The 24,465-nt window shown below is 54.5% G+C and carries 27 protein-coding genes; 22 read left to right on the top strand and 5 right to left on the bottom strand.

The features are described 5' to 3' along the window. Nucleotides 1–15 precede the first annotated feature (15 nt). The 6 genes from lgt to HUN04_03010 all read left to right on the top strand — a co-directional run bounded on the left by lgt (nucleotide 16) and on the right by HUN04_03010 (nucleotide 6,267). Entirely contained in the window at nucleotides 16–783 is a 768-nt protein-coding gene (gene lgt, locus HUN04_03035; protein ID WDP88762.1) for a prolipoprotein diacylglyceryl transferase, read from the top strand. 4 nt (nucleotides 784–787) lie between these two features. Then, nucleotides 788–2,047, top strand: a complete 1,260-nt coding sequence (holA, locus tag HUN04_03030) for a DNA polymerase III subunit delta (protein WDP88761.1) — start codon at nucleotides 788–790, stop codon at nucleotides 2,045–2,047. Then, nucleotides 2,048–3,463, top strand: a complete 1,416-nt coding sequence (gene pyk / locus HUN04_03025) for a pyruvate kinase (GenBank protein ID WDP93143.1) — start codon at nucleotides 2,048–2,050, stop codon at nucleotides 3,461–3,463. A gap of 68 nt (nucleotides 3,464–3,531) precedes the next feature. Continuing rightward, nucleotides 3,532–4,485 carry a BMP family ABC transporter substrate-binding protein gene (locus tag HUN04_03020; GenBank protein ID WDP93142.1) on the top strand — a complete coding sequence of 318 codons (954 nt, stop codon included), beginning with the start codon at nucleotides 3,532–3,534 and terminating at the stop codon, nucleotides 4,483–4,485. Nucleotides 4,486–4,555: 70 nt separating this feature from the next. Further along, nucleotides 4,556–5,668, top strand: a complete 1,113-nt coding sequence (locus HUN04_03015; protein ID WDP88760.1) for a sensor domain-containing diguanylate cyclase — start codon at nucleotides 4,556–4,558, stop codon at nucleotides 5,666–5,668. 206 nt (nucleotides 5,669–5,874) lie between these two features. Beyond that, nucleotides 5,875–6,267 carry a universal stress protein gene (locus HUN04_03010; GenBank protein ID WDP88759.1) on the top strand — a complete coding sequence of 131 codons (393 nt, stop codon included), beginning with the start codon at nucleotides 5,875–5,877 and terminating at the stop codon, nucleotides 6,265–6,267. Nucleotides 6,268–6,355: 88 nt separating this feature from the next. Here HUN04_03010 and HUN04_03005 read toward each other — a convergent pair whose 3' ends face one another. Further along, nucleotides 6,356–6,937, bottom strand: a complete 582-nt coding sequence (locus tag HUN04_03005; GenBank protein WDP88758.1) for a peroxiredoxin — start codon at nucleotides 6,935–6,937, stop codon at nucleotides 6,356–6,358. A 343-nt stretch (nucleotides 6,938–7,280) separates the two neighbouring features. On the opposite strand from HUN04_03005, the gene HUN04_03000 reads away from it, so the two are divergent. From HUN04_03000 to HUN04_02990, 3 genes are read left to right on the top strand one after another with little or no spacing between them, the layout of a single operon-like run. Beyond that, complete coding sequence (locus HUN04_03000; GenBank protein ID WDP88757.1) at nucleotides 7,281–7,958, top strand: metal-dependent hydrolase; 678 nt, start codon at nucleotides 7,281–7,283, stop codon at nucleotides 7,956–7,958. Nucleotides 7,959–7,974: 16 nt separating this feature from the next. Further along, the gene (locus HUN04_02995) at nucleotides 7,975–8,937 is read left to right on the top strand and encodes a metalloregulator ArsR/SmtB family transcription factor (GenBank protein ID WDP88756.1); all 963 of its coding nucleotides are present in this window, start codon (nucleotides 7,975–7,977) and stop codon (nucleotides 8,935–8,937) included. A 25-nt stretch (nucleotides 8,938–8,962) separates the two neighbouring features. Further along, nucleotides 8,963–10,384: a mannose-1-phosphate guanylyltransferase/mannose-6-phosphate isomerase gene (locus tag HUN04_02990; protein ID WDP88755.1), complete on the top strand. Its 1,422-nt coding sequence runs from the start codon at nucleotides 8,963–8,965 to the stop codon at nucleotides 10,382–10,384. 43 nt (nucleotides 10,385–10,427) lie between these two features. On the opposite strand, the gene HUN04_02985 is transcribed toward HUN04_02990, so the two are convergent. Further along, entirely contained in the window at nucleotides 10,428–10,904 is a 477-nt protein-coding gene (locus tag HUN04_02985) for a hypothetical protein (GenBank protein ID WDP88754.1), read from the bottom strand. Nucleotides 10,905–11,024: 120 nt separating this feature from the next. On the opposite strand from HUN04_02985, the gene HUN04_02980 reads away from it, so the two are divergent. The 3 genes from HUN04_02980 (at nucleotide 11,025) to HUN04_02970 (ending at nucleotide 12,496) form a co-directional block, all read left to right on the top strand. Then, nucleotides 11,025–11,552, top strand: coding sequence for a YqgE/AlgH family protein (locus HUN04_02980; GenBank protein ID WDP88753.1), 528 nt, complete (start codon nucleotides 11,025–11,027; stop codon nucleotides 11,550–11,552). A gap of 129 nt (nucleotides 11,553–11,681) precedes the next feature. Further along, nucleotides 11,682–12,101, top strand: coding sequence for a hypothetical protein (locus HUN04_02975; GenBank protein ID WDP88752.1), 420 nt, complete (start codon nucleotides 11,682–11,684; stop codon nucleotides 12,099–12,101). A 47-nt stretch (nucleotides 12,102–12,148) separates the two neighbouring features. Continuing rightward, nucleotides 12,149–12,496, top strand: a complete 348-nt coding sequence (locus tag HUN04_02970; GenBank protein ID WDP88751.1) for a response regulator — start codon at nucleotides 12,149–12,151, stop codon at nucleotides 12,494–12,496. A gap of 20 nt (nucleotides 12,497–12,516) precedes the next feature. Here HUN04_02970 and HUN04_02965 read toward each other — a convergent pair whose 3' ends face one another. Further along, nucleotides 12,517–13,095, bottom strand: a complete 579-nt coding sequence (locus HUN04_02965; GenBank protein ID WDP88750.1) for an HD domain-containing protein — start codon at nucleotides 13,093–13,095, stop codon at nucleotides 12,517–12,519. A 179-nt stretch (nucleotides 13,096–13,274) separates the two neighbouring features. On the opposite strand from HUN04_02965, the gene HUN04_02960 reads away from it, so the two are divergent. The 10 genes from HUN04_02960 (at nucleotide 13,275) to HUN04_02915 (ending at nucleotide 22,016) form a co-directional block, all read left to right on the top strand. Next, entirely contained in the window at nucleotides 13,275–14,102 is an 828-nt protein-coding gene (locus HUN04_02960) for a hypothetical protein (GenBank protein WDP88749.1), read from the top strand. Beyond that, on the top strand, nucleotides 14,099–15,073 hold the full coding sequence (locus HUN04_02955; GenBank protein ID WDP88748.1) for a rhomboid family intramembrane serine protease: 975 nt from the start codon (nucleotides 14,099–14,101) through the stop codon (nucleotides 15,071–15,073). The genes HUN04_02960 and HUN04_02955 overlap by 4 nt, the downstream gene beginning before the upstream one ends. Further along, nucleotides 15,063–17,825 carry a YdbH domain-containing protein gene (locus tag HUN04_02950; protein WDP88747.1) on the top strand — a complete coding sequence of 921 codons (2,763 nt, stop codon included), beginning with the start codon at nucleotides 15,063–15,065 and terminating at the stop codon, nucleotides 17,823–17,825. Before HUN04_02955 ends, HUN04_02950 begins: the two co-directional genes overlap by 11 nt. A 54-nt stretch (nucleotides 17,826–17,879) precedes the next feature. Next, nucleotides 17,880–18,098 (top strand): hypothetical protein, encoded by a 219-nt coding sequence (locus HUN04_02945; protein ID WDP88746.1) that lies wholly within the window; start codon nucleotides 17,880–17,882, stop codon nucleotides 18,096–18,098. Continuing rightward, complete coding sequence (locus HUN04_02940; protein ID WDP88745.1) at nucleotides 18,098–18,463, top strand: YdbL family protein; 366 nt, start codon at nucleotides 18,098–18,100, stop codon at nucleotides 18,461–18,463. The genes HUN04_02945 and HUN04_02940 overlap by 1 nt, the downstream gene beginning before the upstream one ends. Nucleotides 18,464–18,661: 198 nt before the next feature. After that, complete coding sequence (locus tag HUN04_02935) at nucleotides 18,662–19,432, top strand: DUF4198 domain-containing protein (GenBank protein ID WDP88744.1); 771 nt, start codon at nucleotides 18,662–18,664, stop codon at nucleotides 19,430–19,432. Between the two features lie 4 nt (nucleotides 19,433–19,436). Next, a complete protein-coding gene (gene cbiM / locus HUN04_02930; GenBank protein WDP88743.1) occupies nucleotides 19,437–20,045 on the top strand; it encodes a cobalt transporter CbiM in 609 nt (202 codons plus the stop codon). Then, nucleotides 20,042–20,542, top strand: coding sequence for a hypothetical protein (locus HUN04_02925; protein ID WDP88742.1), 501 nt, complete (start codon nucleotides 20,042–20,044; stop codon nucleotides 20,540–20,542). The genes cbiM and HUN04_02925 overlap by 4 nt, the downstream gene beginning before the upstream one ends. Then, nucleotides 20,535–21,293, top strand: coding sequence for a cobalt ECF transporter T component CbiQ (gene cbiQ / locus HUN04_02920; protein WDP88741.1), 759 nt, complete (start codon nucleotides 20,535–20,537; stop codon nucleotides 21,291–21,293). The genes HUN04_02925 and cbiQ overlap by 8 nt, the downstream gene beginning before the upstream one ends. Continuing rightward, the gene (locus HUN04_02915; GenBank protein ID WDP88740.1) at nucleotides 21,294–22,016 is read left to right on the top strand and encodes an ABC transporter ATP-binding protein; all 723 of its coding nucleotides are present in this window, start codon (nucleotides 21,294–21,296) and stop codon (nucleotides 22,014–22,016) included. 111 nt (nucleotides 22,017–22,127) lie between these two features. Here the strand turns inward: HUN04_02915 and HUN04_02910 are convergent, their stop codons facing one another. After that, nucleotides 22,128–22,556 carry a hypothetical protein gene (locus tag HUN04_02910; protein WDP88739.1) on the bottom strand — a complete coding sequence of 143 codons (429 nt, stop codon included), beginning with the start codon at nucleotides 22,554–22,556 and terminating at the stop codon, nucleotides 22,128–22,130. A gap of 90 nt (nucleotides 22,557–22,646) precedes the next feature. After that, a complete protein-coding gene (gene recJ, locus HUN04_02905) occupies nucleotides 22,647–24,350 on the bottom strand; it encodes a single-stranded-DNA-specific exonuclease RecJ (GenBank protein WDP88738.1) in 1,704 nt (567 codons plus the stop codon). Nucleotides 24,351–24,465 lie beyond the last annotated feature (115 nt).

Below are 24,465 nucleotides of genomic sequence, written 5' to 3'. Positions count from 1 at the left end.
ACAAAAGGGGAAAACATGTATCCCATCCTTCTGGAGATCGGCAGCCTGAAGCTCTACACCTACGGGCTTTTTCTGGCCCTGGGCTTTATGACGGCCATTTGGTTCACCAAGCGCAATGCACGGTTTTACGGCATTTCCCACCAGACCGTATCCGATCTTTTTTTTGCGATTCTGGTCTCTGCCATCGTCGGGGCCCGGCTGCTGTATGTGGGTATCAATTTCAAGGACTACCAGAATAATTTTCTGGAGATGTTCAAGATCTGGAACGGGGGGCTGGTCTTTTTCGGCGGATTTATTGCATCGGTGGCCGCTGCAGTGATTTTTTGCCGGATACGGAAGCTGGAAGTCTGGAAAACGGCAGATGTGCTGGCCCCGGGCCTGGCCCTGGGACATGCCGTGGGCCGGTTCGGCTGTTTTTTTGCCGGCTGCTGTTACGGCAGAGCCTGTGATTTGCCCATTGCAGTGACCTTCAGCCACCCCGAGAGCCTGGCGCCGCTGCACACGGCCCTGCATCCCACCCAATTGTATATGGTGGGTACCAATTTTGTACTCTTTCTCATCCTTTTGGCCATCCAGCGGCGCAAACGGTTCACCGGCATGGTATTTTTGAGCTATGTCATGCTCTATTCCCTGTTCCGGGCAGTGGTGGAGTTCTTCCGGGGGGATTTTCGGGGAGATTTTTTCTTTGAGTTCATCTCCCTTTCCCAGGGCATCGGCCTGGTGGTTTCCTGCCTGGCCCTGATTTTCATGGTGATCAGATTCCGGTCGGAAAAAGGAAAGTGATTTCATGGGGCTGATCAAACATAATACCCTGGAGGGGCAATTGGCCGCCTTAACAGGAGCGGGCGCTTCAAAAGTGTTCCTCATCTGCGGAGAGCCCTATCTGGTGCGCAAGGCCTTTGATTCATTGACCGGTGAACTGCTGCGGGGATTGCCCAGGGAATTCGCCCTGGAAACCCTGGACGGCAAAACCACACCCGTGGGGGATGTGGTGGAGCAGGTTTCCACATTTTCATTTCTCCAGTCCAGAAAGGTGATCGCCCTCAAGGATGCCCCGCTTTTTATCGCCCGTGCTGGCACCGGGGAAATAGCTTACTCTGCCGGGGATATGGACGTGCTGGCCGGACTCATTGAAAAGGGGATTCCCGAGAACCATACCCTGGTCATGACCGCAGGCGCCCCGGACCGGCGCAAAAAGGTCTACAAGCTCATTAATGAAAAGGGCATGATCATTGACTGTACCGTTGCCCAGGGGGCAAGAAAGGCGGACCTGGAAGAGCAGCGGGCCGTGCTCCGTGACCTTGCCCGGCAGATGCTCTCCGGCACCGGCAAAAAAATGGACCCGCCCGGATTCAACGCCCTGGTGGAGCAGACCGGGTTCAACCCGGAGCTTTTCGCAGGGAACATTGAAAAACTGCTGGCCTATACCGGCACCCGGCCGGTGATTACGGTCCAGGATATCATGGCCGTGGTCCACCGTGATAAAAAAGACCCCATTTTCAGCCTGACCAATGCCGTGATGGAGCGGGATGCCGCCCGCGCCCTGAACCTTTTATCTTCCCTTTTCAATGAAGGGTTTCATCCCCTGCAGATTCTTAAAACCCTTGAGAACCAGGTAAGAAAGCTTTTGGCCATCAAATGCTTTACCGCTGAGGTCTATGCCTCTGGAACCGGCGTGCCGCCGTTGAGGACCATGCATTTTAACGGGTTCAAACAGGTCCTGCTTCCAAGAATCGTGGCCCGTGACCAGGAGGCGGCCAAGACCGATAAAAAAATTGAAAACATCCTGTCACCGGATAAAGAGGCGCCGAAAAAAGGCAAAAACAGAAAAGGGGCGGCAAATGATCTTTTACTTGCCCCCAATCCCAAAAATCCTTATCCTGTATTCCAGAATTTCCAAAAATCCGAAAATTTTTCCCTTGATGAATTGGCCCGTGCCCTGAAATCCCTTGCCGACCTGGATTACAGCGTAAAATCATCGGGGAGCGATGCAAAAACCGGTATAGAGAATTTCATCTTGGTTCTGTGCCGGAAAGGAGAGGCGTAGATCATGAGAAAAACAAAAATTGTGGCCACGGTGTCCAATTTGAACTGTTCCCCGGAATTCATCGGCCGTATTTATGAGGCCGGGATCAACGTGGTCCGGTTGAACACGGCCCATATGAGCCATGAAGATGCCATGGAGGTGATCGAGAATACAAGGGCGGTATCCGAAAAGATCGGCATTCTTCTGGATACCAAAGGGCCTGAAATCAGAACCTGCGACGCAGAAGCCCCCCTGTCAGTGAAGCATGGGGATTTTATCCGCATCAAGGGGGCACCCGGTGAAAAATCAACCGGAGATCTTATCTGCGTGTCCTATGACCGGTTTGTCAACGATGTGCCTGTGGGCTCATCCGTGCTCATTGACGACGGGTATATCGCCCTGGCCGTGATGAAAAAAGAAGATAACCATCTGATCTGCCATGTGGAGAACGACGGAACCATCCATCCCAGGAAAAGTATTAATATCCCGTCCGTTCACGTCAAACTGCCGGCCCTCAGCGAAAAGGACAAGGGATTTATCAAGTTTGCCGCGGAACAGAATCTGGATTTTATCGCCCATTCCTTTGTGAGAAACAAAGAGGATGTGATGGCGGTCCAGAGCATCCTGGATAAAAAGAAATCCCCCATCAAAATCATTGCCAAGATTGAAAACGCCCAGGGGGTGGAAAACCTTGAGGAGATTCTGGACCATGCCTACGGGGTGATGATCGCCCGGGGGGACCTGGCCGTTGAAATTCCCACCGAGCAAATCCCGCTGATACAGAAGCAGATCGTCCAGACCTGCATTGAGCGCCGGCGGCCGGTGATCGTGGCCACCCAGATGCTTCATTCCATGATCGATTCCCCCAGGCCCACCCGGGCGGAAGTCTCGGACGTGGCCAATGCCTGCCTGGACCATGCCGACGCCCTGATGCTTTCCGGGGAGACGGCCAACGGAAAATATCCCGAGGTGGCCGTGAGGACCATGGCCAAGATTGCCAAGGAGGTGGAGGCGAAGCGGAGTTCCTTTATTGATGTGCCCTATACCAGTGAGAACAAGGTGACGGCTTACCTGGCCAAGGCGGCTGTAAAGGCGGCACTGCGGTTGAATACCAAGGGGATTGTGGCGGATTCCGTTTCTGGAAAGTCCATCCTGGCCCTGGCGGCCTACCGGGGAGACAATCCCATTTTCGCACAGGTCTATGACAAAAAGGTCATGCGGCAGCTTTCCCTGTCCTTTGGGGTGTTTGCAGATTATATCCCCATGGCGGGGGGCTCTTCCACCGGGCACCTCCAGGAATCCATCTGCCGGCTCATCACTGAAAATCATTTCAATGACGAAGAACTTATTATCGTGTTGGCCGGAAGCTTTGGGCCCAGGCACGGTGCCTCTTTTATCGAAATCAGTTCAGCCGGCAGTTTCAGGGAAAAATGTTAGATGAGATCATAAAAGGCCGATCCCGGGTATGGGCGGCGGTTGCTGCTGCGGTGGTCGCGGTCTGTTTTATGGACGGTGCCTTGGCCCGGGCCCGGGTATTTAAGCCATCGGTGATTTACCAGGGCAGCATTGAGAAAAACTCTTTCAATGTGGCCATCCATAAAGGGGTGGAGCGGTTTAAGGACAAGACAGGGCTTGAGGTCCGGGAGATGGTGTCCGGGCTGGACATGGCCGATTATGTCCGATGTGTCACCCTCTGCACCGAGAGCGGTTTCTCCCCGGTGTTTATGCTTTACGGCAACCATTTCCCCGATCTGGTCGGTTTTGTGCGCAAATACCCGGCCACCCGCTTCATTGTACTGGATACGGTGCGGGACGAACCCAATATGTTCTCCTTTGTCATGGCTGAGCATGAAGGCTCCTTTCTGGCCGGGGCCCTGGCGGCCATGGCCAGCAAAACCGGAATTCTGGGCTTTGTATCCGTGGTGGATACCCCGTTCCAGCGGCGGTTTTTATGCGGCTACAGCCAGGGCGCCAGGTATATCCGGCCCCAGATACAGGTGCTGGAGGGATTCACTGGGGATTATAAGGGCGCATGGTTTGACGGAAACGCCACTGCCGCCCTGGCCCATAGCATGATGGACAAAGGGGCGGATGTGATTTATCAGGCAGCGGGCGGTGCCGGACCGGCCGTGCTTGAAGCTGCGGCAAAGCGGGGAAAGCTGGGTATCGGGGTGGATGTCAACCAGAACGGGCTGTTTCCAGGATCCGTACTCACCTCAATGGTAAAGCGGACGGACAAGGCTGTGTTTGCCGCCCTTATGCTGGCAAAACTGGGGGTCTGGCGGGATAACTACAAGCTGCTGGGACTGGCCCAGGATGCCGTGGGGATTGTATTTGACCGGCATAACCAGTCTTTGGTGACCCCTGGAATGCGGCAGCGCATTGCGCAGATAAGAAAGGACATTGTGATGGGGACGGTCCAGGTCCACGATTATACCCAAAACAAAAAGTGCCCCTGACGTGCATATTAGAAAAATACCCAAGATACATAGTGTCGCCTTTTATCTGGTCTGTATACTGATTCTGGGTATGCTGGTGGCAATGGCGCTGGGCATGGTGATGAGCATGGGCCGCACACGGGCCGCCCTTGAAAAAGAACTGGATGCCTTTCACAGTGAAAGCCTGGCCGCCCTTGCCGATAATATTGAGGATTCCCTGGCCTCTTTTTCCCCGGAAGGGGTGAAAAATACGGCCAGTGTGCTCCTAAGGGACGAACGTATCGTTGAAATTGAGGTTTTTTCCAGCCTTTTCGACCTTCATTTGTTCCGGGTGTCAAAGCAGACCGCAGGCCGCCGGTTTGATACCCTTTCCCTGACAAAAAACATATCCCGGGGCGGGGAAACCCTGGGCCATGTTCGTATTGATGTGGATAAAGGGTGGATCGCCCCCCGCCTGAAAGCGGAAATCAGGCATAGTCTGGTCCTTTTTTTTACCATGGCCGCCGGCGGCCTCAGCCTGATGCTGCCGGCCGTTTATTTCAAGATTTTAAGGCCGTTGAACCGGCTGATGAATCAGTCGCGCATCCTGTCTAAAGGGGATCTGGATACTGAGTGCCAATGGCGCGGCAATGACGAATTCTCGCTTCTGGGCAGAACCCTGGATGATATGAGGTCCACCCTTAACCGTAATTTCAGCCTGATAAAAAAGCTGGCCGTCACCGACGAACTCACCGGCCTGCCCAACCGGCGGGGATTTTACCTTGAAGCCGACCGGCTGATGCTGCTGGGGGCCCGGCACGGGCACCCCCTCTCCATCGCCGTCCTGGATCTGGATTTTTTTAAGTCCGTCAACGATGTCTACGGGCACGGGACAGGGGATAAGGTCCTGGTCGCCTTTGTGAAGGCCGTCAGTAACCGGATCCGCAAATCCGATCTTTTTGCCCGGTTCGGCGGGGAGGAATTTGTTCTTTTAATGCCCGAAACCAGTATCGAAGATGCAGAAAAATTCTTAAACAGCCTGCGCAGGGATATTTACCGCCAGGAATATCCCCATGGCGAGACATTGACCATTTCCGTGGGCGGGGTGGCCTTTGATCCTGAGTTTTCCCTTGACCACCACCTTAACACCGCGGACAAGGCGCTCTACCAGGCCAAGGAGCAGGGCCGGAACCGGGTGGCGGTTCTGTCTGCCGGCACCCGTTAGATTGCTCCCGGGGCTATTGTCTTTGTGAAAAACTCATCGCGTTTAGGCGTCAGGCCCGGCAGTACAAAAATGTGCCCGGCATGGCCAGGTGATGATTTTCCTTGTGCATCCGGTGGTTTTTTTTTATGGTTTATGGGCCTGATGTTTTACCAATGATTGCGAAATCAACCGCAGAAATCTTGACATTTTAACAAAAGGGGACAGTTATGAAAATTCTGGTGGGGTACAAGGGCGTTAATGTGGGAAAGGATCTGCTTGATCTGGCGGTAACGCATGCAAAGGCCTTTGACGCCAAGGTGCTGGTGGTGACCTCAATGCGGGAAGGCGCGGAAGATGATCAGGCAAAAATTGTGGAGGCTGAAAAACATCTGGCAGATGCCAAAGCTTTTTTTACCGGAAACGAAGTGGACTGCGACACCCATCTGCTGATCCGCGGATTTGATGCCGGGGACGATCTGGTGGCCTATGCCAGGGAAAAAGAAGTGGATGAGATTCTCCTCGGGGTGAAAAGCAGATCCAAAGTCGGTAAACTGCTCTTCGGCTCCACGGCCCAGGCTGTCATTCTTACGGCCCATTGTCCGGTGGTCACGGTAAAATAAAAATGGCGCGGTGGAAACCACACCGGCGGGGGCGACTGGTCCCGCCGGTGTGATAGAACGCCAGCTTTCAATGGGCGTTTAAACGCGGTTATTTGAAAAAGTCTTCGAGCCCGTCCTGGGTCGGTTTCATGGACTTGTCTCCCTGATTCCAGTTGGCGGGGCAGACCTCTCCGTGTTTTTCCGTAAACTGCAGGGCGTCCACCATGCGCAGGGTCTCTGAGACATTTCTGCCCAGGGGCAGATCATTAACCACCTGGTGGCGGACCACATGGTCCTTATCCAGAAGGAACAGTCCCCTGTAGGCAATGCCGGCCCCGTCTACCAGCACATCGTAGTCGGCTGAAATGCTTTTATTCAGATCCGACACGATTGGATAGGCCACGCCCTGGATGCCGCCCTTGGATTTCGGGGTATTCAGCCAGGCCAGGTGTGAGAAATGGGAATCGATACTTACCCCGATGACTTTGACGTTCCTTTCTTCAAATTCCGCCAGCCGTTCGCTGAAGGCATGCAGTTCAGTGGGGCAGACAAAGGTAAAGTCCAGGGGGTAGAAAAACAGCACCACATACTGCCCCTTGAACCGGGAGAGGGTGAAATTTTCAATAATCTGGTCTTTTTCAACGGCAGTGGCAGTAAAATCAGGGGCATTTTTTCCAACCAGTACGCTCATGTTCAACTCCTTTTGTATGTATTGACATATTTGTTTATAAATTAAGGCATTATCAAATGCTGTGAATCTTGACTTCAAAAGGCGTGCCAGACGGTATCTTAAAATTTCTTTGTGTGTATCTGCCCTAAAATAAAGCCAAATTTTGCGGTTTGGCCGTTGAAGGCAGACACCGGGCAGTTGTTACAAGGGAAAGTGGTGATACATAGTTGTCTGGAGGACGGGGCGGTTTCGGAGAATAATGACGCTGTGGTACAATTGTGTCCGGGTTGAGATTTGGCCCCAATATGATAAAAGAGGAAAAAAATCATTAAACACCATCATTGAATCAAGGAGGAGGAATACCATGAAATTAAGATATTTTTCCCATTCAGCCTTTCAGATCACAACGGATGCGGGCCAGCGGATTCTCATTGACCCTTTCCTGGACGGCAACCCCACCTCCCCTGTTGGGGCGGCTGATGTGGATGCGGACTTTATTCTGGTTACCCACGGCCACGGGGATCATCTCGGGGATACCGTTTCCATTGCTAAACGGTGCAATGCCCTGTGTATCTGCGAGAATGAACTGGCCAATTACCTTGCCGCCCAGGGCGTAGACGCCCATAATATGCACATCGGCGGTGGGTTTGACTTTGAATTCGGCCGGGTGAAACTGACCCAGGCCCTGCACGGCTCCACCACCCCTGATAACGTCTGTCACGGTGCCCCCACCGGGCTTCTGATTCAAATCAATGATCACCTTATTTACCACACCGGGGACACCGGGCTGTTTTCCGATCTCAAACTCATCGGGGAAATGAATGCCGTCAATACCCTGCTGGTACCCATCGGGGATAATTTTACCATGGGAATTGATGATGCGGTAAAGGCCTGTGAATTTGTCGATCCGGATCTGGCCGTACCCATTCATTACAACACCTTTCCCGTGATTGAGGCGGATCCTGAAGTGTTCTGCAGCCGGATCCGGGAAAAGGGGATCGGATGCCGGGTCATGGGATTTGGTGAGGAAATCATTCTATAACAATTGCCGGGTATAAATGGAAATTATTAAGCAGTTTAAGGCCCTGTCTGATCCCACCCGGCTGCGGCTGGTAAATATCCTTGACCGGTATGAGCTCAACGTCAATGAGATCGTGTCTGTTGTGGAGATGATACAGTCCGGGGTGTCCAGGCATCTTAGGATCCTGCTCGAGGCGGGACTGCTGGCCTCCAGAAAGGACGGCAGCTATATCTATTACTCTGCGGCGCATCCCCCGGAGGCCCGCGCCATCATTGAACTGGCCTGCGCCAGGGTGGCTGATGATCCTCTTTTTTCAGGGGACCTGGCCCGGGCGGACCAATGTCTGGCCCTGAGAAAGAACCGGGCCAAACGGTTTTTCAAAACCGTGGCCCCCCAGTGGGACCGGCTGAAAAAAGAGGTGCTGGGGGAGTTTGACCTTAACGGGCTGTTTGAAGACCATATTCTGGAACAGGGGCCGGGCGGTCCTCCAAGGCCCGGGGCCGGGCAGGCGCCAGAGCCTGCCTGGGTGGTGGCCGACCTGGGGTGCGGAACCGGGGAAATGCTTTCCAGGCTGCTGGACCGGGGGCCGGGCACCTTTATCGGGGTGGATGCCTCTCCTGAGATGCTGGAACAGGCAAGGATCCGTCTTCCCGAGCGCCCGGACCTGGAATTGCGACTGGGGGAGCTTGAAAACCTGCCCATGAGGGAACGGGAGGTGGATACCGCGGTGATGAGCATGGTGCTTTATCATATTTATGAACCTGCAAAATCCATCCAGGAGGTCTACCGGGTGCTGCGTCCGGGCGGGGCTTTTCTTTTGGCGGATTTTCTGCGCCACACCCACGAGGAGATCAAGGAGATCATCGGCGGATCATGGCTGGGATTCACCCGAAAACAGATTAAAGACTGGCTGTGCGATGCCGGTTTTTCACTGTCCAAGGCCGAGGTCTATCCCGTTGAAAAGGATTTGAGCATTATCTTTTACCTTGCACATAAATAGTATCTACGGACATAAAGGAGTTCAAATGATTGTTCCCGTTATCCTGGCCGGCGGATCCGGCACCCGGCTCTGGCCCATGTCCAGGGCCCTTTACCCCAAGCAGCTCATTGCCATGTACAATGAAGATACCATGATCCAGAATACCCTGGGCAGGCTGGAAGGCCTTAATCCCCTTGGGGAGCCCGTGGTGCTTTGCAACGAAGCCCACCGGTTCATGACGGCTGAGCAGCTCCGCCTTCTGGGACGGGAGGATTTCCAGATCATTCTTGAGCCCTGCGGCCGGAACACGGCCCCGGCCATCGCCCTTGCCGCTTTGAGCCTGGAGGGACAGGCCGATGATCCCGTGATGCTGGTGCTGCCTGCCGACCATGTGATTGAGGACAGGCAGGCTTTTCATGCCGCCATTGAACAGGGGGAAAAACTGGCCAGGGAAGGGTCTCTGGTGACCTTCGGCATTGTACCGGGATCGCCTGAAACCGGCTACGGGTATATTCAGAAAGGGGAGGCACTCAAGGACAGCTCCGGCGCCTTCGGCATCCACCGGTTTGTTGAAAAACCCGATCTTGAAACGGCCGAGTCCTACCTGGCCTCGGGGGAATTCTGCTGGAATTCCGGCATGTTCATGTTTAAAGTTTCCGCTATCCTTGCCGAGCTTGAATCCCGGGCCCCAGAGATGCTTTCCGGGTGCAGGAAGGCGGTGGAGAAGGGGCGCCGTGACCTGGATTTTTTCAGGATCGACAAAGAGTGCTTCCAGGCCATTGAAGGCGACTCCATTGACTATGCCGTGATGGAAAAAACCGACAGGGGCGTGGTGCTTCCCCTGGATGCGGGATGGAATGACCTGGGATCCTTTGATGCCCTGTGGCAGACGGGCAAAAAGAACGGGGATAAAAACGTCACCTCAGGGGACGTCCTGGTCCATAATGTGAAAGAGAGCTATATCCATGCGGAAAACCGTCTGGTGGCCGCCGTGGGGGTTGAGCGATTTGTTATTGTGGAAACCAAGGACGCCGTGCTGGTGGCCCCCCGGGATCAGGTCCAGGACGTGAAAAAAATTGTGGCCCAGCTCAAGGAAAAGAATCGGGAAGAGGCCATTACCCATGCCAAGGTTTACCGGCCCTGGGGCGATTATGAGACCATAGATATGGCGCGCCGGTATCAGGTCAAGCGGATTACGGTGAAACCCGGAGCCAAGCTTTCCCTTCAAAAGCACTACCACCGGGCCGAGCACTGGACTGTGGTCTCGGGCACCGCCGTTGTCACCAAGGGAGATGAAGAGATCCTGCTCAGGGAGGATGAGTCCGTTTACATCCCCTTGGGTACCATGCACCGACTCGAAAATCCGGGAAAGATCCCTTTGGAGCTTATTGAGGTGCAGTCTGGATCATATCTGGGGGAGGATGATATTCTTCGGTTTGATGATGTATACGGGAGGAAAGAAGAGTAATCTTCCCGGGAGCGGCAATGCATAAACACCGGCATGGGGAGGTTCAGGAATAATCTCCCCGGTTGATCTTGATTTTTTCAAGTGCCACCACGGTGTCCAGGTGGGCCATGATCTCTTTGATCCTTGAATCCTTGTTTTCCGCCGCATTCAGCTCTTTATTGATGTCTGTGGCCCGGTCGCTGATCTCTTCCAACAGGCTAAAGGCGTGCTTAAGGGTGGATTCAGGATCGGCCAGGCAGCCGGCATACTGATCCAGAAGGTCTATGGCCCCGGAGACCCGTTGGGACATCAGGGCCGTATCTGTCCGGGCAAGTCCTGCTATTTTGGAGGCATAGGTGGCATCCAGTTCCGGCAGTCCGCCCGTTTCCGTAGAAGCGGGTGTCTGTTCGGATGCCAGGTGATCCGAAAGAATTTTTGAAAATTCGCCGGTAAAGCCGCTGCCCTTGGATGTGGTCTGCCTCGGTCGGGCGGGCTGGGAAATCTTTCCAATGCCCTGGTTGTCTGGGGTGATTTCCTTCATACTGGGTGTCCCGAAGATAAAAACTATTGCAAATCAATTAAAAATATTTAAAACTACCTTTTTAAGTAAATATAGGTGGACAGGAGTTGGAATGTCAAGATTAAAGGTGGAGAAAAGGGGATGACCGGCGAAATTGCAAAGAACATGAAGGGTAAATTTCTCATGGCCGTACCCGGTCTGCCTGATCCGAATTTTGCACAAACCCTGACCTGCATGTGTGAGCACAATGAGTCCGGGGCGTTGGGATTTATCGTCAATAAGGTCCACCCCTTGCTGACGGGCAGGGAGTTGTTTGAGGACCTGAGCATTGAGTGCAACGACAGCGTGGATAAGCTGGATATTTTTCTGGGCGGCCCGGTGCAGCCCTCCGGCGTTTTTGTCCTCCACGGGGCGCCCTTTGAGTGGAATGAAAGCCTCAAAGTCACGGACTGGCTGGCCCTGAGCAATTCACGGGATATTCTTGAGGCCATTGCACTGGGAAAGGGCCCTGAAACCTTTATGATCATGCTGGGATGCGCCGGATGGGGCCCCCTGCAGCTGGACGGCGAACTGGGCGACAGTGCCTGGCTCACCTGCGACCTGACAGAGGAGGTCATGTTCAACACCAGCCCGGATCTGAAATACGAAAAAGCCATGATGCAGATCTGACCATAGCCACCGGTCATGGTAACCAGATTAAGGGGCTACCCCGGTAAAACCATTGCAATTTTCCCGGGGTGTGATACCTTTTAATGACGGCGTTTAAGTTAAAACCGATTTATTGATGCTGGAAGGAAAATGAAGCGATTCGGAGATAATACAGAGGCACCTGTCACCGAAATGGACCAGTCCCATCTGTTCCGCATGGGCCTTTACCTTCTGATGATTATGATCAAGGCCCGGTTGGAAGGATATCCCGTGGGCGAATTCAGGAAAGCCGCCGTGATCGAAACCGCATCACAAGTCCATAAATCAGTTTCCCGCATTGATGCGCAGATAGCGGGCATTCCTTCACACAGCCAAGGTACAAGCGCCTTTCATCTTTTCAGGGAACGGGTAAAACTGCTCTGCGTCATGGCCACGGCAATGGTGAGCGAAGAGTATCCACTGGGCCGGCACCGCCGGGATGCCGTGCTGGACAATATCGAAAGCATTGGTTCCTTTCTTTTTCCGGGGCAGGACCTTTCCATTTACCGTAATATTCTGAAAGCAGCCTGATCCGGGGTGGTTTTGGGAGACCGGTTATCATAGAGAACGTCAAAATAGTGGTTGTGGACGATGACCCCGGGGTCAGGGCCCTGACCGTCAACGCCTTGTCCTATTGTGTGAACCGGGATGTGGTCTCCTTTGGGGACGGCCGGGCGGCATGGGAGTATTTCAAAGGCGGCAATGCGGCCGATCTGGTCATTGCGGATGTGGACATGCCGGGAATGGACGGGCTGGAGCTGCTCAAGCGGTTCAAGCTGAAATGGGAAACCGGGATTTTCATCTGCATGTCAGGCCGTCCCCAAAATGGTACCGCCGCAGAGGCTGCCGGTGCCGATGCCTTTCTGGGCAAGCCTTTCACCATTAACGATTTGTTCAGTATTATCCAGGAATATGTGGTGGACTGATACCGCCTTGTGATCCGGCATCAGGTTTCCGGGCTCACAGAACACTTTTCAACGACCGGGCTGATCTGGTCCGGCAGTTCTTCCGGGGGAAATGGCAGTTTTCTGAATATCTTTTTTTCCAATGCCGTTGTGGCGTCCCACATTTTTTGAATCAAGGGCCTGAATTGCGTTTTTTTTCCGTATTTTCGGACGATGTACTCCAGCCGCTGGTCCAGGGATACCACCTGGTCATGGAGGACCCTCTTGTCCGCGTAGTTGACGATCTCAGATTCAGATACAGGGCCGTCCGGACTGTTATGATCCAGTATGACATGCTGGCGGATGATCTCCCCGATTTCCGGATACCCCATTTCACGCATGAGACCGCCGCCGGTTTCCGAGTGAATCTCCCCGGTTGAAAAGCTGCGGGTTTTGGTGATGTCGTGGAGCAGGGCCGCCGTCCTGATCAGGTCTTCATTGAGTTCCGGGCTGGTGCGCCGCATGCCCCTGCAAAGGCAGACCGCTACATTGGAAACCATCACCGAGTGGTCAATGATATGATCCATCATTTCCATCTCTTTGATGATCCTGAAGCATTCCTTGTCCGTGGGCAGGTTCATATTTTCCTTTTTTATGACAGTGCGAGAAAAAGCAGGAAAGCGGAAATGCCTCCGTTATACATTTTTTCGCCGGTTGCTCTGTCCTTTGATGATAAAAGGGTAAGGACAATTCCTATTGAAGTTATACGCTTTATAGGTATTATAGGTAAAGAACTTTTTAAGAACAGACGGTGATTTACATGCCCATACTTGAACAGATTATATCCGGAGGGCAGACCGGCGCTGACAGGGCCGCCCTGGATATTGCCATGAAATTCGTCATCCCCCACGGGGGCTGGATTACCCGGGGACGGCGCACCGAGGACGGGCCCCTGCCGGATAAATACCGGCTCAAGGAGATGGAAACCGAAGATTATCCCAGCCGGACCCGCCAGAATGTCCTGGACGCCGGGGGGACGGTAATTATTGCCAGGGGGCCCCTTACAGGCGGATCCAAACTGACCCACAGCTTTGCCAAGGTTGCAGGCAAACCGGTCTGTCATATTGATCTCGGGGATAATGATATCTTCGAGGCTGCGCTGATTCTTCATTCCTTTCTCCTTGAAAACTATATTGTTGTCCTCAATGTGGCCGGCCCCCGGGCCAGCCATGACCCGGCCATTTACTTTGACGTCAAATCCCTTATTGAATCCACCCTTTATCTGATGTTCCTTGATAAGGAGGCGGTGATGGGGCCGGTGATTGAAACGCCTGCCATGGCTGAACAGGGGCAGGCCCGTGATGTGGACCAGGCCGTGGAATGGATTGCCGGGGATCTTACGCTCAAGGCCAAAACCGCCATGGGGCGGATGGACGCGGGAGACCTGCGGGATATATATTTTACCCTCATGGACTATATCAAGTTCAGGACGGGACTGGACCGGGAAAACAGCCCGCTGCTGGCCAGCCTGGCCCGGGAACGGGAGCAGGAATCCGGACCCTATACCCCGGAGGACGGGGTCATGGATATTGTCAAGGCATTAAAAGACCATATGTCAAAGCATTATACCTTAAGGATTCTGCCGTGATTCCCATCCGGGATAACCAGGTTTCACACAGCGTGCCGGCGGCCACCTACGGCATCATGGGGGCGACCACCTTGGTCTTTTTATGGCAACTGGCCATTGGCCTGGACAATGAGGCCGTATTCTACATCTACGGATTTGTTCCGGGCAAGTATACCCTGGAAGGCCTTTCCCGTCATTTCACAGGGGTCAACAAGCTCTTTTCTCCCCTGAGCTACATGTTCCTCCACGGGGGATTCTGGCACTTTCTGGGAAATATGTGGTTTTTGTACATATTCGGGGACAATATCGAAGACCGGCTGGGCTCCCTGCGTTTCTTGGGCTTTTACCTGGTCAGCGGGCTTTTGGCTGCCGTGTTTCATTTTTTTCTCAATTTACATTCCCCTGTACCCACCATCGGAGCCAGCGGGGCCATTGCAGGGATTATGGGGGCCTATTTCCTTTTGTATCCGCGTTCAAAAATCCTGACCCTGGTGCCCATATTGATTTTTCCCATTTTTATCCAGATACCGGCCTTTATTTTTCTGGGAATCTGGTTTTTGATGCAGTTTTTTAACGCCACCGGCCAGGGCACCGGTGCCGGAGTGGCATGGTGGGCCCACGTGGGCGGGTTTCTGGCCGGGGTGGCGTTGATCCGGTTCAATGACCGGCTGCCCAGCACCGGTGCTAGGGAAAAAATCGTTCGGTTTACCCGGAAAAAGAACACCCCAAGGCTGCAGGTCATCACCCCGGTGGCCAAAGACAGCGGGCCCGACCTTCACAGTACCATTGAGCTGACCTCCCTGGAGGCCATCACAGGGGCCAGAAAGATGGTCACCATTCCCTGGGGATTCCACAGACCCCTCTACCGGGTGGTGGTGCCGGCGGGGATCAAGCGGGGAACCCGCCTGAGGCTGCGGGGCATGGGGCGAAACCTTCCCGGACACCCCCGGGGGGACCTGTATTTAAGGGTGGATATCCGAAATGTCCTTTAAATCCCTGGTGAAATATCTTGTTTTCATCTGCCTTGTCGCAGTAATCGGTTGCCAGGCCCTGATCATCGGCCTGCCCCTGATTGCCGAATCCCAAATTAAATCCCGGTTTCCGGCCGCCGTCCGGGCGTTGGAGCCGGATTTCCGTATTGAGGGCATCGGACCGGGCTGTACGATTCTAAGGGCGGTCCGCCTGGGCCGGGGCCTTTCTGCCGACCTGGTCGAGCTGAAGTACCGCTGGCTGGGAGGCCGGGATGTTCAGGTTGAAAAGCTGCTTATATCCGGGCTGTCCCTGGAATTCACTGTGGATGATTCCGGCGGTGCAACCCAGCTCCGATTTAACCATATGGTTTTCCCCGATACCGGCAGCGGAGGGGACGCCCCCCGGAAAACCGTCTCAATGGATCAGCTGGAACCGTTTTTCCCCCTGGTGCCCGGAGAAATCCGGATAAAACATGCCCAGATTACCATCCGCCGGGGTGATGGATCGATTCTTATTCCGGCGGATATCATGGTGCGCCTGGACATGGAAGACAAAAGGGCGGATATCCGTATGGCGTTCACCCCTTTGGGCCAGCCCCTGGAACTGACAGCGTCGGTAAACCTTGAAACGCTTTTGAGCCGGACGCCGGAAGCAGCCCTGGACCGGGTGGATGCCCGGGTGGACGGTTTTAATCCCAAAAGCCTGGCCGGATTTTTCCCCGAAATTTTCAGAAATGTGGATATCTCCGGGCCTGTGGATTTCCATCTTGTCCGCCAGGGGCAGGGGCCCTGGGAAATTGATATGCATGGGGGGGCGGTTAAAAAAGGCCTCCTGCCGGAAATTGCGCTGGAGGGATTTCGGGGGCAGGTTAAAACGGACGGCGGCATATCATTTAAGGGGAAGGGAGAGGCGGAGGTCCGGGACAATGCTTTTTCCCGGCTTGCCCTGGGGGTTGATCTGACAGTTGCGCAGGGGGCCGGCGGCATGCCCGGATTTGACCTCTCTTTTTACAACAGGGATAAAGAGGCATTTACCCTTTACCCGGCCATGGCCCAGTGGATATGCAGCCAGAATCTGCCTGAAAAAATACGCATTGACGGGCCAATGTTATCAGGGACAATCGCCGGGAACCTGGAACGCCAAACCGCCAGCCTGGCGTTTAAGGGGCGCCGGCTTGGTGTCTCATTGCCAGGGACCGCTGCCGGAGCACAGGACCTGTCCCTTTCCCTGCAAATGGACCGCAGGCACGGGGGACCATTTCCAATTGGCTCCGGATCCCTTGAATTGGCGGCAAAAGAGATGGTGATGGAGACGGAAGATGCCCGTCTGGCCGCGCCGGGACTGCGGTTTAAAGCCGGCGTCAGGCCGGACAAAAAAGGAGAGCAACTGGTCCTTGCCCTTGACGGAGAAATATCCGGGATAACGGGCCGCGGAGGCGGCGGAACCGTCTCGGCAGGCCGGGCCGGGATCTTTGGGCAGATCCGGATGGATAAGCGCTTCCAACCCGCAGCATCGCTTACGGCCGGAATAGACAATCTGGACCTGGCCGTTCCAGGGAAAAATATCGCAGCAACGGGGATACAGTTGAGGCTGCCCTGGACCTTTCCCCATGGGACCGGTTCAGGAAAAGGACGGCTCAATATAGGGACCCTTCGCTATGACAAGCGGTTTACGGCTTCTCTGGCAGCGGAATTGGAACAGACCGGAAAAGCGAGTATTGCCATGGCCGGTAATATTTCCACCCCCCTGGTGCCGGATCTTTCCCTTGGCCTGGATCTGGTTGCCGGAGTGGATGATACGCTGGACCCCTGGGCGGAGATTCGCCTTAAAGCTGAGAATTTTCTCCTCACCGGCCAGGATGTGACGCGGATCATGCCCCAGGCGGATATACCCGGGACCCTCCAGGTCGATCTCTCCCCTTCGGTGCGGATCCATTTCAAGAAGAATACCCTTGACACCGGCGCCACAATCCTCATCCATGACGGCAGCCTGGATTTTCCGGACCAGGATGTCAAGGCGTCCGGGGTTTCCGGGCGGGTTGAATTCAACGACCTTGTGAAACCCGAGTCCCTTCCCGGCCAGTCCCTTTTTGTCAAATCCGTGAATGCGGGCCAGTTCAGCTTTGAGAACATGGCAATGAGGTTCAGCGTGGAGGACGGGAGATTCCTGAACGTGGAAAACCTCACCTTCAACTGGTGCAACGGCCTGGTGTCAACGGAATCAATACGGCTGCCCGGCGAGGAAGACAAGCTCAAGCTCATCCTCTACTGCGACCGTCTGGAGATGGACAGCCTGCTGCAGCAGATGGGCGCATTTGATGCCCGGGGGGGCGGTGCACTCAGCGGCCGGATTCCGGTGGTCTACAGCCGGGGGGAAATTGCCTTTGACAACGGCTTTTTATTTTCGACCCCGGGGCAGGGCGGCCGGGTATTTGTCAAGGACCTGGACCGGATGCTGGAGGGTTTTCCCAGGGGGACCCCGGAATTCTCCCAGCTGGACCTGGCCGGGGAGGCCTTAAAGGATTTCGAGTATAAATGGGCAAAACTGAGGCTGAACACCAGCGGTGATACCCTGGATGTGAAGATGGAGCTGGACGGAAAACCGGCCCGTATTCTTCCCTTTGAGTACAAGCGGGAGATGAATTCCTTCATGCGGGTGGACGCCTCAAGCCCCGGTTCTCGGTTCCAGGGGGTTAAATTGGATGTCAATCTTAAACTGCCCTTTAACCGGGTGATGAAATTTGGTACAAAATTGAGGAGTATTTTGGAATAAAGGGTGTCTATAGTAAATAGCAGGGAATCTCATAATAATGATTGAGGAGAGCAAATGACCAGACAACTGGGTACCATGATTATCTGTCTTATTGTCCCGCTCTTCCTTCTGGGCGGCTGCAGTACCTCCCATGAGGTGGAAGTTAAACCGGTGGAAATCAAGCCCATCCACATCACAATCGACGTAAACGTCAAGGTGGATAAGGCATTGGATGATTTCTTCGGCGACATTGACGCGGCAGAGGATAAACTAGAAACGGAAAAGGGGGAATAATGAAATACAGCAGAGTACTTATCCTGTCCCTGGCGGCAGTGATGTTGATAATTGCAGGAACGGCCTGGGCCGGGGGAATCAAGGACCGGATGAAACAGCGGCTGCCCGCCATTGCCGCCCTCAAGGCCAAAGGGGTCGTAGGGGAGACCAACCAGGGATACCTGGGGTTTGTGACAGGGAACCGGTCCGGCGCCGATGTGGTGGCGGCTGAAAATAAGGACCGGAAAGCCGTTTACAGCCATATTGCCGGCCAGCAGGGCGTGTCCGTGGAACTGGTTCAGAAACGGCGGGCCAAGGTCCTGGCCGACAGGGCCGACCCCGGAGAATACGTTCAAAACGCCTCCGGGGCCTGGGTTAAAAAATAAAGCTGAAAAATAAGGGTTGACTATTTCCGATCCACTAGATAAATAAATTCACAATCCGCGGGCAGAAGCCTGCAGCAGTACCCGCAGTAAACACATATATAAGCAACCGAAACCACGAAGGTTTGAAAAGGATGGGATCCTTTTGCCTTCGTGGTTTTTTTTATGGATAAACCTTAACATTTACAAAGGAAAAACAGCATGAAACACGTCCTAACAATCGCCTCGGCCCTTCTGGTTCTCTTTTTTACCGCCAATGCCTTTGCCCATTTCGGCATGGTCATCCCCTCGGACAATATGGTGGCCCAGGAAGATTCCCGCAAGGTTTCCATGGCCCTTTCATTTTCCCACCCCTTTGAAGGGATTGGCATGGAACTGGTTAAGCCGGCGGCCTTCTTCATGGTCAAGGAAGGAAAAAAGACCGATCTGCTCGGCAGCCTCAAGGCGGCCAAGGTGATGGATCATCCGGCCTGGTCCGCTGAATACACCATCAAGCGGCCCGGTGCATATGCCTTTGTCATGGAGCCGGTCCCCTACTGGGAACCTGCCGAGGACTGCTTCATCGTCCATTATACCAAAACCGTTGTGGCGGCCTTTGGGGATGATACCGGCTGGGATGAGGAACTGGGCCTGAAAACCGAGATCGTTCCCCTGTCCAAGCCCTTCGGCCTTTATGGCGGCAATGTGTTCCAGGGGATTGTCAAACTGGACGGCAAGGCCGTTCCCTACGCAGAGGTAGAGGTGGAATATTATAATAAAGACCTCAAGGCCAAGGCCCCTGCCGAATATATGATTACCCAGACCGTCAAAGCCGATGCCAACGGCGTTTTCACCTATGCCGCCCCCCGTGCCGGATGGTGGGGATTTGCCGCCCTGAACACCTCTGATAAAAAGATGGTGCAAGACGGAGAAAAAAAGGATATAGAATTAGGCGCTGTGATCTGGGTTAAATTTGAGGATTGGCAGGAATAATAATATGCATATATCCGAGGGCGTTCTATCGGGACCCGTCCTCGGGGCAGGTGCAGTCCTTACCCTGGGCTGCACCACCCTGGGGCTGAAAAAAATTAATTACGATAAAATGGTCCATGTGGCCATTCTGGCCTCGGCCTTTTTCGTGGCCTCGCTGATCCACGTGAATATCGGGCCGGTGAGTGTCCACCTGATTCTCAACGGGGTGGTGGGCCTTCTTCTGGGCCTGGCCGCTTTTCCCGCCATTTTAACGGCACTGGTGCTCCAGTCCCTGCTCTTTCAGTTCGGCGGCCTGACGGCCCTGGGGGTGAATGCCCTGGTCATGGCCCTGCCCGCGGTGCTGGTCCATTATCTTTTCCTCCCCCTGCTGGGCCGGTCCCAGGCAATGAATTTCCTTGCAGGTTTTCTGGCCGGCATGGTTTCCATCTGCGGTTCCTGCCTGCTGCTGGGGACGGCGCTGTGGCTCACCGACGAGCAGTTTCTCAAAACCAGCATGGCCATTGTCACCGCCCATATTCCGGTGATGATCATCGAAGGGATTATCACGGGATTCTGCATCTCATTTTTGGTTAAAGTCTATCCTGAAATTCTTCCAAGAAAGGTGTTCGCATGAAATTAGTAAATTGCAGGTTCGCCTGCCTGTTTCTGGGCCTGGCCCTTGGCCTTTGCCTGGTCCCGCCCCAGGCGGCAATGGCCCACCGGGTCCTTCTCTTTGGCTGGGTGGAAGAGGGCATGGTCCACGCCGAAGGGGGATTCGGGGGGGGAAAACCCGCAAAAGGCTGTGTGCTCAAGGCATTTGACAGTGAACATACGCTTGTCTTTACCGGTAAAACCGATGACCAGGGCCGATGCGCCTTTGAGGTGCCCAAGGGCCATGCCGGCGAGATGATCCTGGAAATGGAGGCCGGGCCCGGCCATAAGGGATCCTGGACCGTGGGGGCCGATGAATTCACGGCCGCGGCCCCGACACCGGCGGCCGAGGTCGAAGAACATCATAAAGATATGGAAAAAGGCCCGGATTTCATTAAAATTCTGGCCGGTATCGGTGTCATTTTCGGCCTGGCCCTGGCCGCCGGGCTGTTGAAGAAGAAAAAGGCCCCCCATGCTTGACACCTCCCTTGAATGCGGCGACTCCATTATCCACCGGCTGGATCCGGGCATCCGGATCCTGTCGGCGGTGCTTGTTTCCGTAGCCGCGGCCCTTTCCCGGAACCTGGGCATTATTGCCTGTTACCTGGGACTGGCCATCCTGCTCTGCGCCATGGCCCGGATAACCGCGGGCCAGGCTGCTGCCCGGCTGAAACCCCTGTTCTGGTTTCTGGTCATGCTGTGGATTTTCCTGCCCCTGACCTTCACCAGGGAGATCATCGCCCAATACGGATGGGTCCACATCAGCATGGACGGCATCATGCTGACGGCCCAGATCACCCTTAAAGCCGTTGCCATTCTCCTGATCTTTTCCGCCCTCATCGTCACCATGACCGTTTCTTCCCTGGGGGCGGCCCTGCACCGGCTCCATGTGCCGGACAAGATGGTCTTCCTTTTGCTCATGACTTATAGGTATATTGCCGTGATCCGAGAGGAATACCGGCGGCTGCTGCGGGCGGCCCGGTTCCGGGGGTTCACCCCGGGCACCAATCTCCATTCCTATAAAACCTGGGCCTATCTGGTGGGGATGCTCTTTGTTCGGGCCTCCCACCGGGCAAAACGGGTTTACCAGGCCATGCTCTGCCGGGGATTTTCCCGGAAATTCCATACCCTTGACGTTTATGCCCCCAATGGGCTAAACTCGGTCTTTCTTGCCGCCATGGGGGCGGCAGGCATCGGACTGACACTTATGGAAAGGCTTTGGATTACTTAAATGCCCGGCATCATCCACCTGGAAAACATCTGCTTTTCATACCCCGGATCATCGGTTAAGGTTCTTGACGGACTGGACCTGGACATCCATTCCGGGGACCGCATCGGCCTCATGGCTCCCAACGGCAGCGGCAAAACCACCCTGCTTCATACCATCATGGGGCTCTGCCAACCTGAATCCGGCACCATCCGTATATTTGACACCCCCATGACCTGCGAGGCGGATTTCGCGGCTGTCCGGACCCGGGTGGGCCTGCTTTTCCAGGATTCCGACGACCAGCTTTTCTGCCCGACGGTACTGGAGGATGTGGCCTTTGGCCCCCTCAATATGGGCCTGGGCCGGAAAAAGGCAAAGGAGACGGCCGAAGAAGTGCTTGACAGCCTTGGCATTTCACCATTGGGCGACCGGGTGACCCACAGGCTGTCAGGGGGGCAGAAGCGGCTGGTGGCCCTGGCGGCGGTCCTGGCCATGTCCCCGGAGGTGCTGCTGCTGGACGAACCCACCTCTGGCCTGGACACCGGGGTGAAGCAGACCCTGACCGGAATCTTAAACCGCCTGGAAATCTCCTATCTCATTATTTCCCATGAGTTTAATTTCCTTAACGGGGTCACGGACAAGATCTATTCAATGGAGGGGGGGAAAATCCTCACCGACGAGGAAATCCATTTCCACCGCCACGAGCATGTGCACAAGCAGGGACGTCATCCCCACGTGCATAAATAAAGTTTGAACGGCCCGGATTCCGGATAACCGCTATTTTTCAAATAAAAAAACGGCCATGGGAGAACTCCCATGGCCGTTTGTGTTTTGTATGAGGCTGCTGAAAGGCCGGCGTTACCGTTCCCCGTCCATCAGCGCTGTCAGTTCCTTCTGTATGCAGAAATAGATATCCTCATCGCTGCCGTAGACATCAATGACATCCTTGTGGTCGATGAGGGTTTCCACCACAAAGGCGGTGAGGTAGAGGCTGGCGATGTTGGGGTTGGATACCAGGGTTCTGAAGGGGGCCACTGCATAGTCGATATCAAAATCCTCGGCCCGGCACAATTTGTCCAGGCTCCGGATGATCTGGTTTTCAATACTGGATTTGCTGACAGTTTCAATGAGGCCGGATTCGATGAGCTTCATGGAGACTTTGTTGCTGAATAATTCAATATTATCCCGGATGGTGCTGATGGTTTTAATTCTTTCCCGTTCTTTGGATGATTCTATTTTTGAGAGAAGCTTGGATTCTCTGTTTCCGGTATAAAAAATTTTTGCCATGAATATATCCTTACGTTAACAAAACCGTTAAATGCAATGCCTAGTTATATTAAAATGCAATGCCTTTAGCAAGGCAAAAAAAGGCCGGAATTACAAATCCTGGACAATTATCTGGACACCATCGGGTTTGAATTTATTGACTTTCAATTTGAACAGAATCTGGCTGTAAAAACCGGGCAGATCAGTCACATCGGGCAGGTTGAAATGGAGGGCTTCCACCTGGGCAGTGCCGGACTCCCCTTTAAGAATCATTTTCCTGTGGCAGGTGCCGATGATGTGGGATGAGGCCACCCAGAGGTTACGGGCCAGAAAGAGAGGTTCGGGATTGGCTGTGCCGAAGGGCATCATGGATTCTATGGCCGACGCCAGGCCGTGGGTCATATCTTCAACCCCAAGTTCGGCATCCACTTTTACACTGTTCTGGAAGTCCTCCGGTGAACAGCGGGTGTCCAGGTACCGGGACAGGGCCGGTTTAAGGGCGGCCAGGTGCTCTTCTTTCAGGGTCAGGCCGGCAGCCATGGCATGGCCCCCGAATTTTTCGAACAGATGGCTGTTTTCGGTGAGGGCCTGGTGGATATTGATCCGGTTGACACTCCTGCAGGAACCGACGGCCCGGCCGCCGTCAAGGGAGAGGAGCACCACGGGGCAGCCGTATTTTCTGGAAAGGCGGGATGCGGCAATGCCCAGCACAGACTGTTCCCACCGGTTGTCCCACAGGACCAGCAGCCTGCCGTCCAGCAGAGCGGGATCCAGTTCGATCCGGGATTCAATATCCCTGACAATTTCCCGTTCAATGTACTGGCGTTTGGTATTCAGTTCATCAAGCAACTGGGCGCCGGCATCGGCCTGTGACCGGTCCCGGCAGGTGAGGTGGGTGACGCAGATCCGGGCATGGGAGATGCGGCCGGCGGCATTGATTCTGGGAACGATTTTAAATGAAATGTCATCGGCATCCATGCGGTTCAGGTCCAGGCGTGCAGCCCGGGCCATGGCCTGTAGACCCGGCCTTTTACCCAGGGTGATCCGGCGGAGACCGGCCACGCACAGGGTCCGGTTGTCCTTCACAAGGGGAACCATGTCCCCGATGGTGCCGATGGCAAAAAGATCCAGGAACTGGACCAGGTCCGGCTCCGCAAATGTATCCCAGAGCCCCTTATCCCTGAAAAATTTTCTCAGGGCCATGACCAGGTAAAAGGCCACCCCCACCCCGGCCAGATAGTCCAGGCCGGCGGTGCAGGCTTCCTGCTTGGGATTGACCACGGCCAGGGCCGTTGGCAGGGTCTCTGAGGGTTCGTGGTGGTCGGTGATGATAACATCGATATCTTCCAGGGCAGCGGCCTTAACGGCCTCATGGGAACTGATGCCGCAGTCCACGGTGATGATCAGGTCCACATCCATGTCCACGGCCATCTCAATGTGGGGGGGATGAAGACTGTACCCTTCTTTGGTCCGGTGGGGGATATACCAGGCCGGCGCCGCTTCCACCGTGGTTAAAAAGTCGTAGATTACGGAGACGGCGGTCACCCCGTCGGCGTCGAAATCCCCGAACACCAGGATTTTTTCTTTATTGACAACGGCCGTATAGATCCGTTCCACGGCTTTGTCCATATCCTTGAGGTCAAATGGGCTGGTCAGCCGGCTGAAGTCCGGATTCAGAAAGAAACGGGCCTCGCCGGGCTCGTTTATTCCCCGGTCCGCCAGCAGTCCGGCCAGGACCGGATGGCAGCCAAGGGCCTGGGTGAGCCGGGAGGTGATCTGCGGGTCCGGGGCCGCATATGTGAACTGGGTATCCATAGGGTCAATCTGGGGTTATAGCCCCTCTCAATATATCTGTCAATTGATTGAAAATAACGTTTGAGTATTAAATATCAATGATGGTATATTACGCTTTTTATAAGGAGAGACAAAC

It is taken from the genome of Desulfobacter sp. (assembly GCA_028768525.1).
Lineage (GTDB): Bacteria > Desulfobacterota > Desulfobacteria > Desulfobacterales > Desulfobacteraceae > Desulfobacter.
Note: the sequence above shows the minus strand (reverse complement) of the source record. Positions and strands in the feature narration are given on the sequence as shown.

What these genes read in the sequence shown, in the direction of transcription:
- HUN04_02995 (WDP88756.1), top strand. Translation starts at nt 7,975, where the DNA reads ATGGAAATTATTAAGCAGTTTAAGGCCCTGTCTGATCCCACCCGGCTG.
- HUN04_03015 (WDP88760.1), top strand. Translation starts at nt 4,556, where the DNA reads ATGCTGGTGGCAATGGCGCTGGGCATGGTGATGAGCATGGGCCGCACA.
- HUN04_02925 (WDP88742.1), top strand. Translation starts at nt 20,042, where the DNA reads ATGAAATTAGTAAATTGCAGGTTCGCCTGCCTGTTTCTGGGCCTGGCC.
- HUN04_02975 (WDP88752.1), top strand. Translation starts at nt 11,682, where the DNA reads ATGAAGCGATTCGGAGATAATACAGAGGCACCTGTCACCGAAATGGAC.
- holA (WDP88761.1), top strand. Translation starts at nt 788, where the DNA reads ATGGGGCTGATCAAACATAATACCCTGGAGGGGCAATTGGCCGCCTTA.
- cbiM (WDP88743.1), top strand. Translation starts at nt 19,437, where the DNA reads ATGCATATATCCGAGGGCGTTCTATCGGGACCCGTCCTCGGGGCAGGT.
- HUN04_03020 (WDP93142.1), top strand. Translation starts at nt 3,532, where the DNA reads ATGGACGGTGCCTTGGCCCGGGCCCGGGTATTTAAGCCATCGGTGATT.
- HUN04_03000 (WDP88757.1), top strand. Translation starts at nt 7,281, where the DNA reads ATGAAATTAAGATATTTTTCCCATTCAGCCTTTCAGATCACAACGGAT.
- HUN04_02985 (WDP88754.1), bottom strand. Translation starts at nt 10,904, where the DNA reads ATGAAGGAAATCACCCCAGACAACCAGGGCATTGGAAAGATTTCCCAG.
- HUN04_02990 (WDP88755.1), top strand. Translation starts at nt 8,963, where the DNA reads ATGATTGTTCCCGTTATCCTGGCCGGCGGATCCGGCACCCGGCTCTGG.
- HUN04_02965 (WDP88750.1), bottom strand. Translation starts at nt 13,095, where the DNA reads ATGAACCTGCCCACGGACAAGGAATGCTTCAGGATCATCAAAGAGATG.
- cbiQ (WDP88741.1), top strand. Translation starts at nt 20,535, where the DNA reads ATGCTTGACACCTCCCTTGAATGCGGCGACTCCATTATCCACCGGCTG.
- HUN04_02910 (WDP88739.1), bottom strand. Translation starts at nt 22,556, where the DNA reads ATGGCAAAAATTTTTTATACCGGAAACAGAGAATCCAAGCTTCTCTCA.
- lgt (WDP88762.1), top strand. Translation starts at nt 16, where the DNA reads ATGTATCCCATCCTTCTGGAGATCGGCAGCCTGAAGCTCTACACCTAC.
- HUN04_02960 (WDP88749.1), top strand. Translation starts at nt 13,275, where the DNA reads ATGCCCATACTTGAACAGATTATATCCGGAGGGCAGACCGGCGCTGAC.
- HUN04_02935 (WDP88744.1), top strand. Translation starts at nt 18,662, where the DNA reads ATGAAACACGTCCTAACAATCGCCTCGGCCCTTCTGGTTCTCTTTTTT.
- HUN04_02950 (WDP88747.1), top strand. Translation starts at nt 15,063, where the DNA reads ATGTCCTTTAAATCCCTGGTGAAATATCTTGTTTTCATCTGCCTTGTC.
- HUN04_02915 (WDP88740.1), top strand. Translation starts at nt 21,294, where the DNA reads ATGCCCGGCATCATCCACCTGGAAAACATCTGCTTTTCATACCCCGGA.
- HUN04_03010 (WDP88759.1), top strand. Translation starts at nt 5,875, where the DNA reads ATGAAAATTCTGGTGGGGTACAAGGGCGTTAATGTGGGAAAGGATCTG.
- HUN04_02940 (WDP88745.1), top strand. Translation starts at nt 18,098, where the DNA reads ATGAAATACAGCAGAGTACTTATCCTGTCCCTGGCGGCAGTGATGTTG.
- HUN04_02945 (WDP88746.1), top strand. Translation starts at nt 17,880, where the DNA reads ATGACCAGACAACTGGGTACCATGATTATCTGTCTTATTGTCCCGCTC.
- HUN04_03005 (WDP88758.1), bottom strand. Translation starts at nt 6,937, where the DNA reads ATGAGCGTACTGGTTGGAAAAAATGCCCCTGATTTTACTGCCACTGCC.
- recJ (WDP88738.1), bottom strand. Translation starts at nt 24,350, where the DNA reads ATGGATACCCAGTTCACATATGCGGCCCCGGACCCGCAGATCACCTCC.
- HUN04_02980 (WDP88753.1), top strand. Translation starts at nt 11,025, where the DNA reads ATGACCGGCGAAATTGCAAAGAACATGAAGGGTAAATTTCTCATGGCC.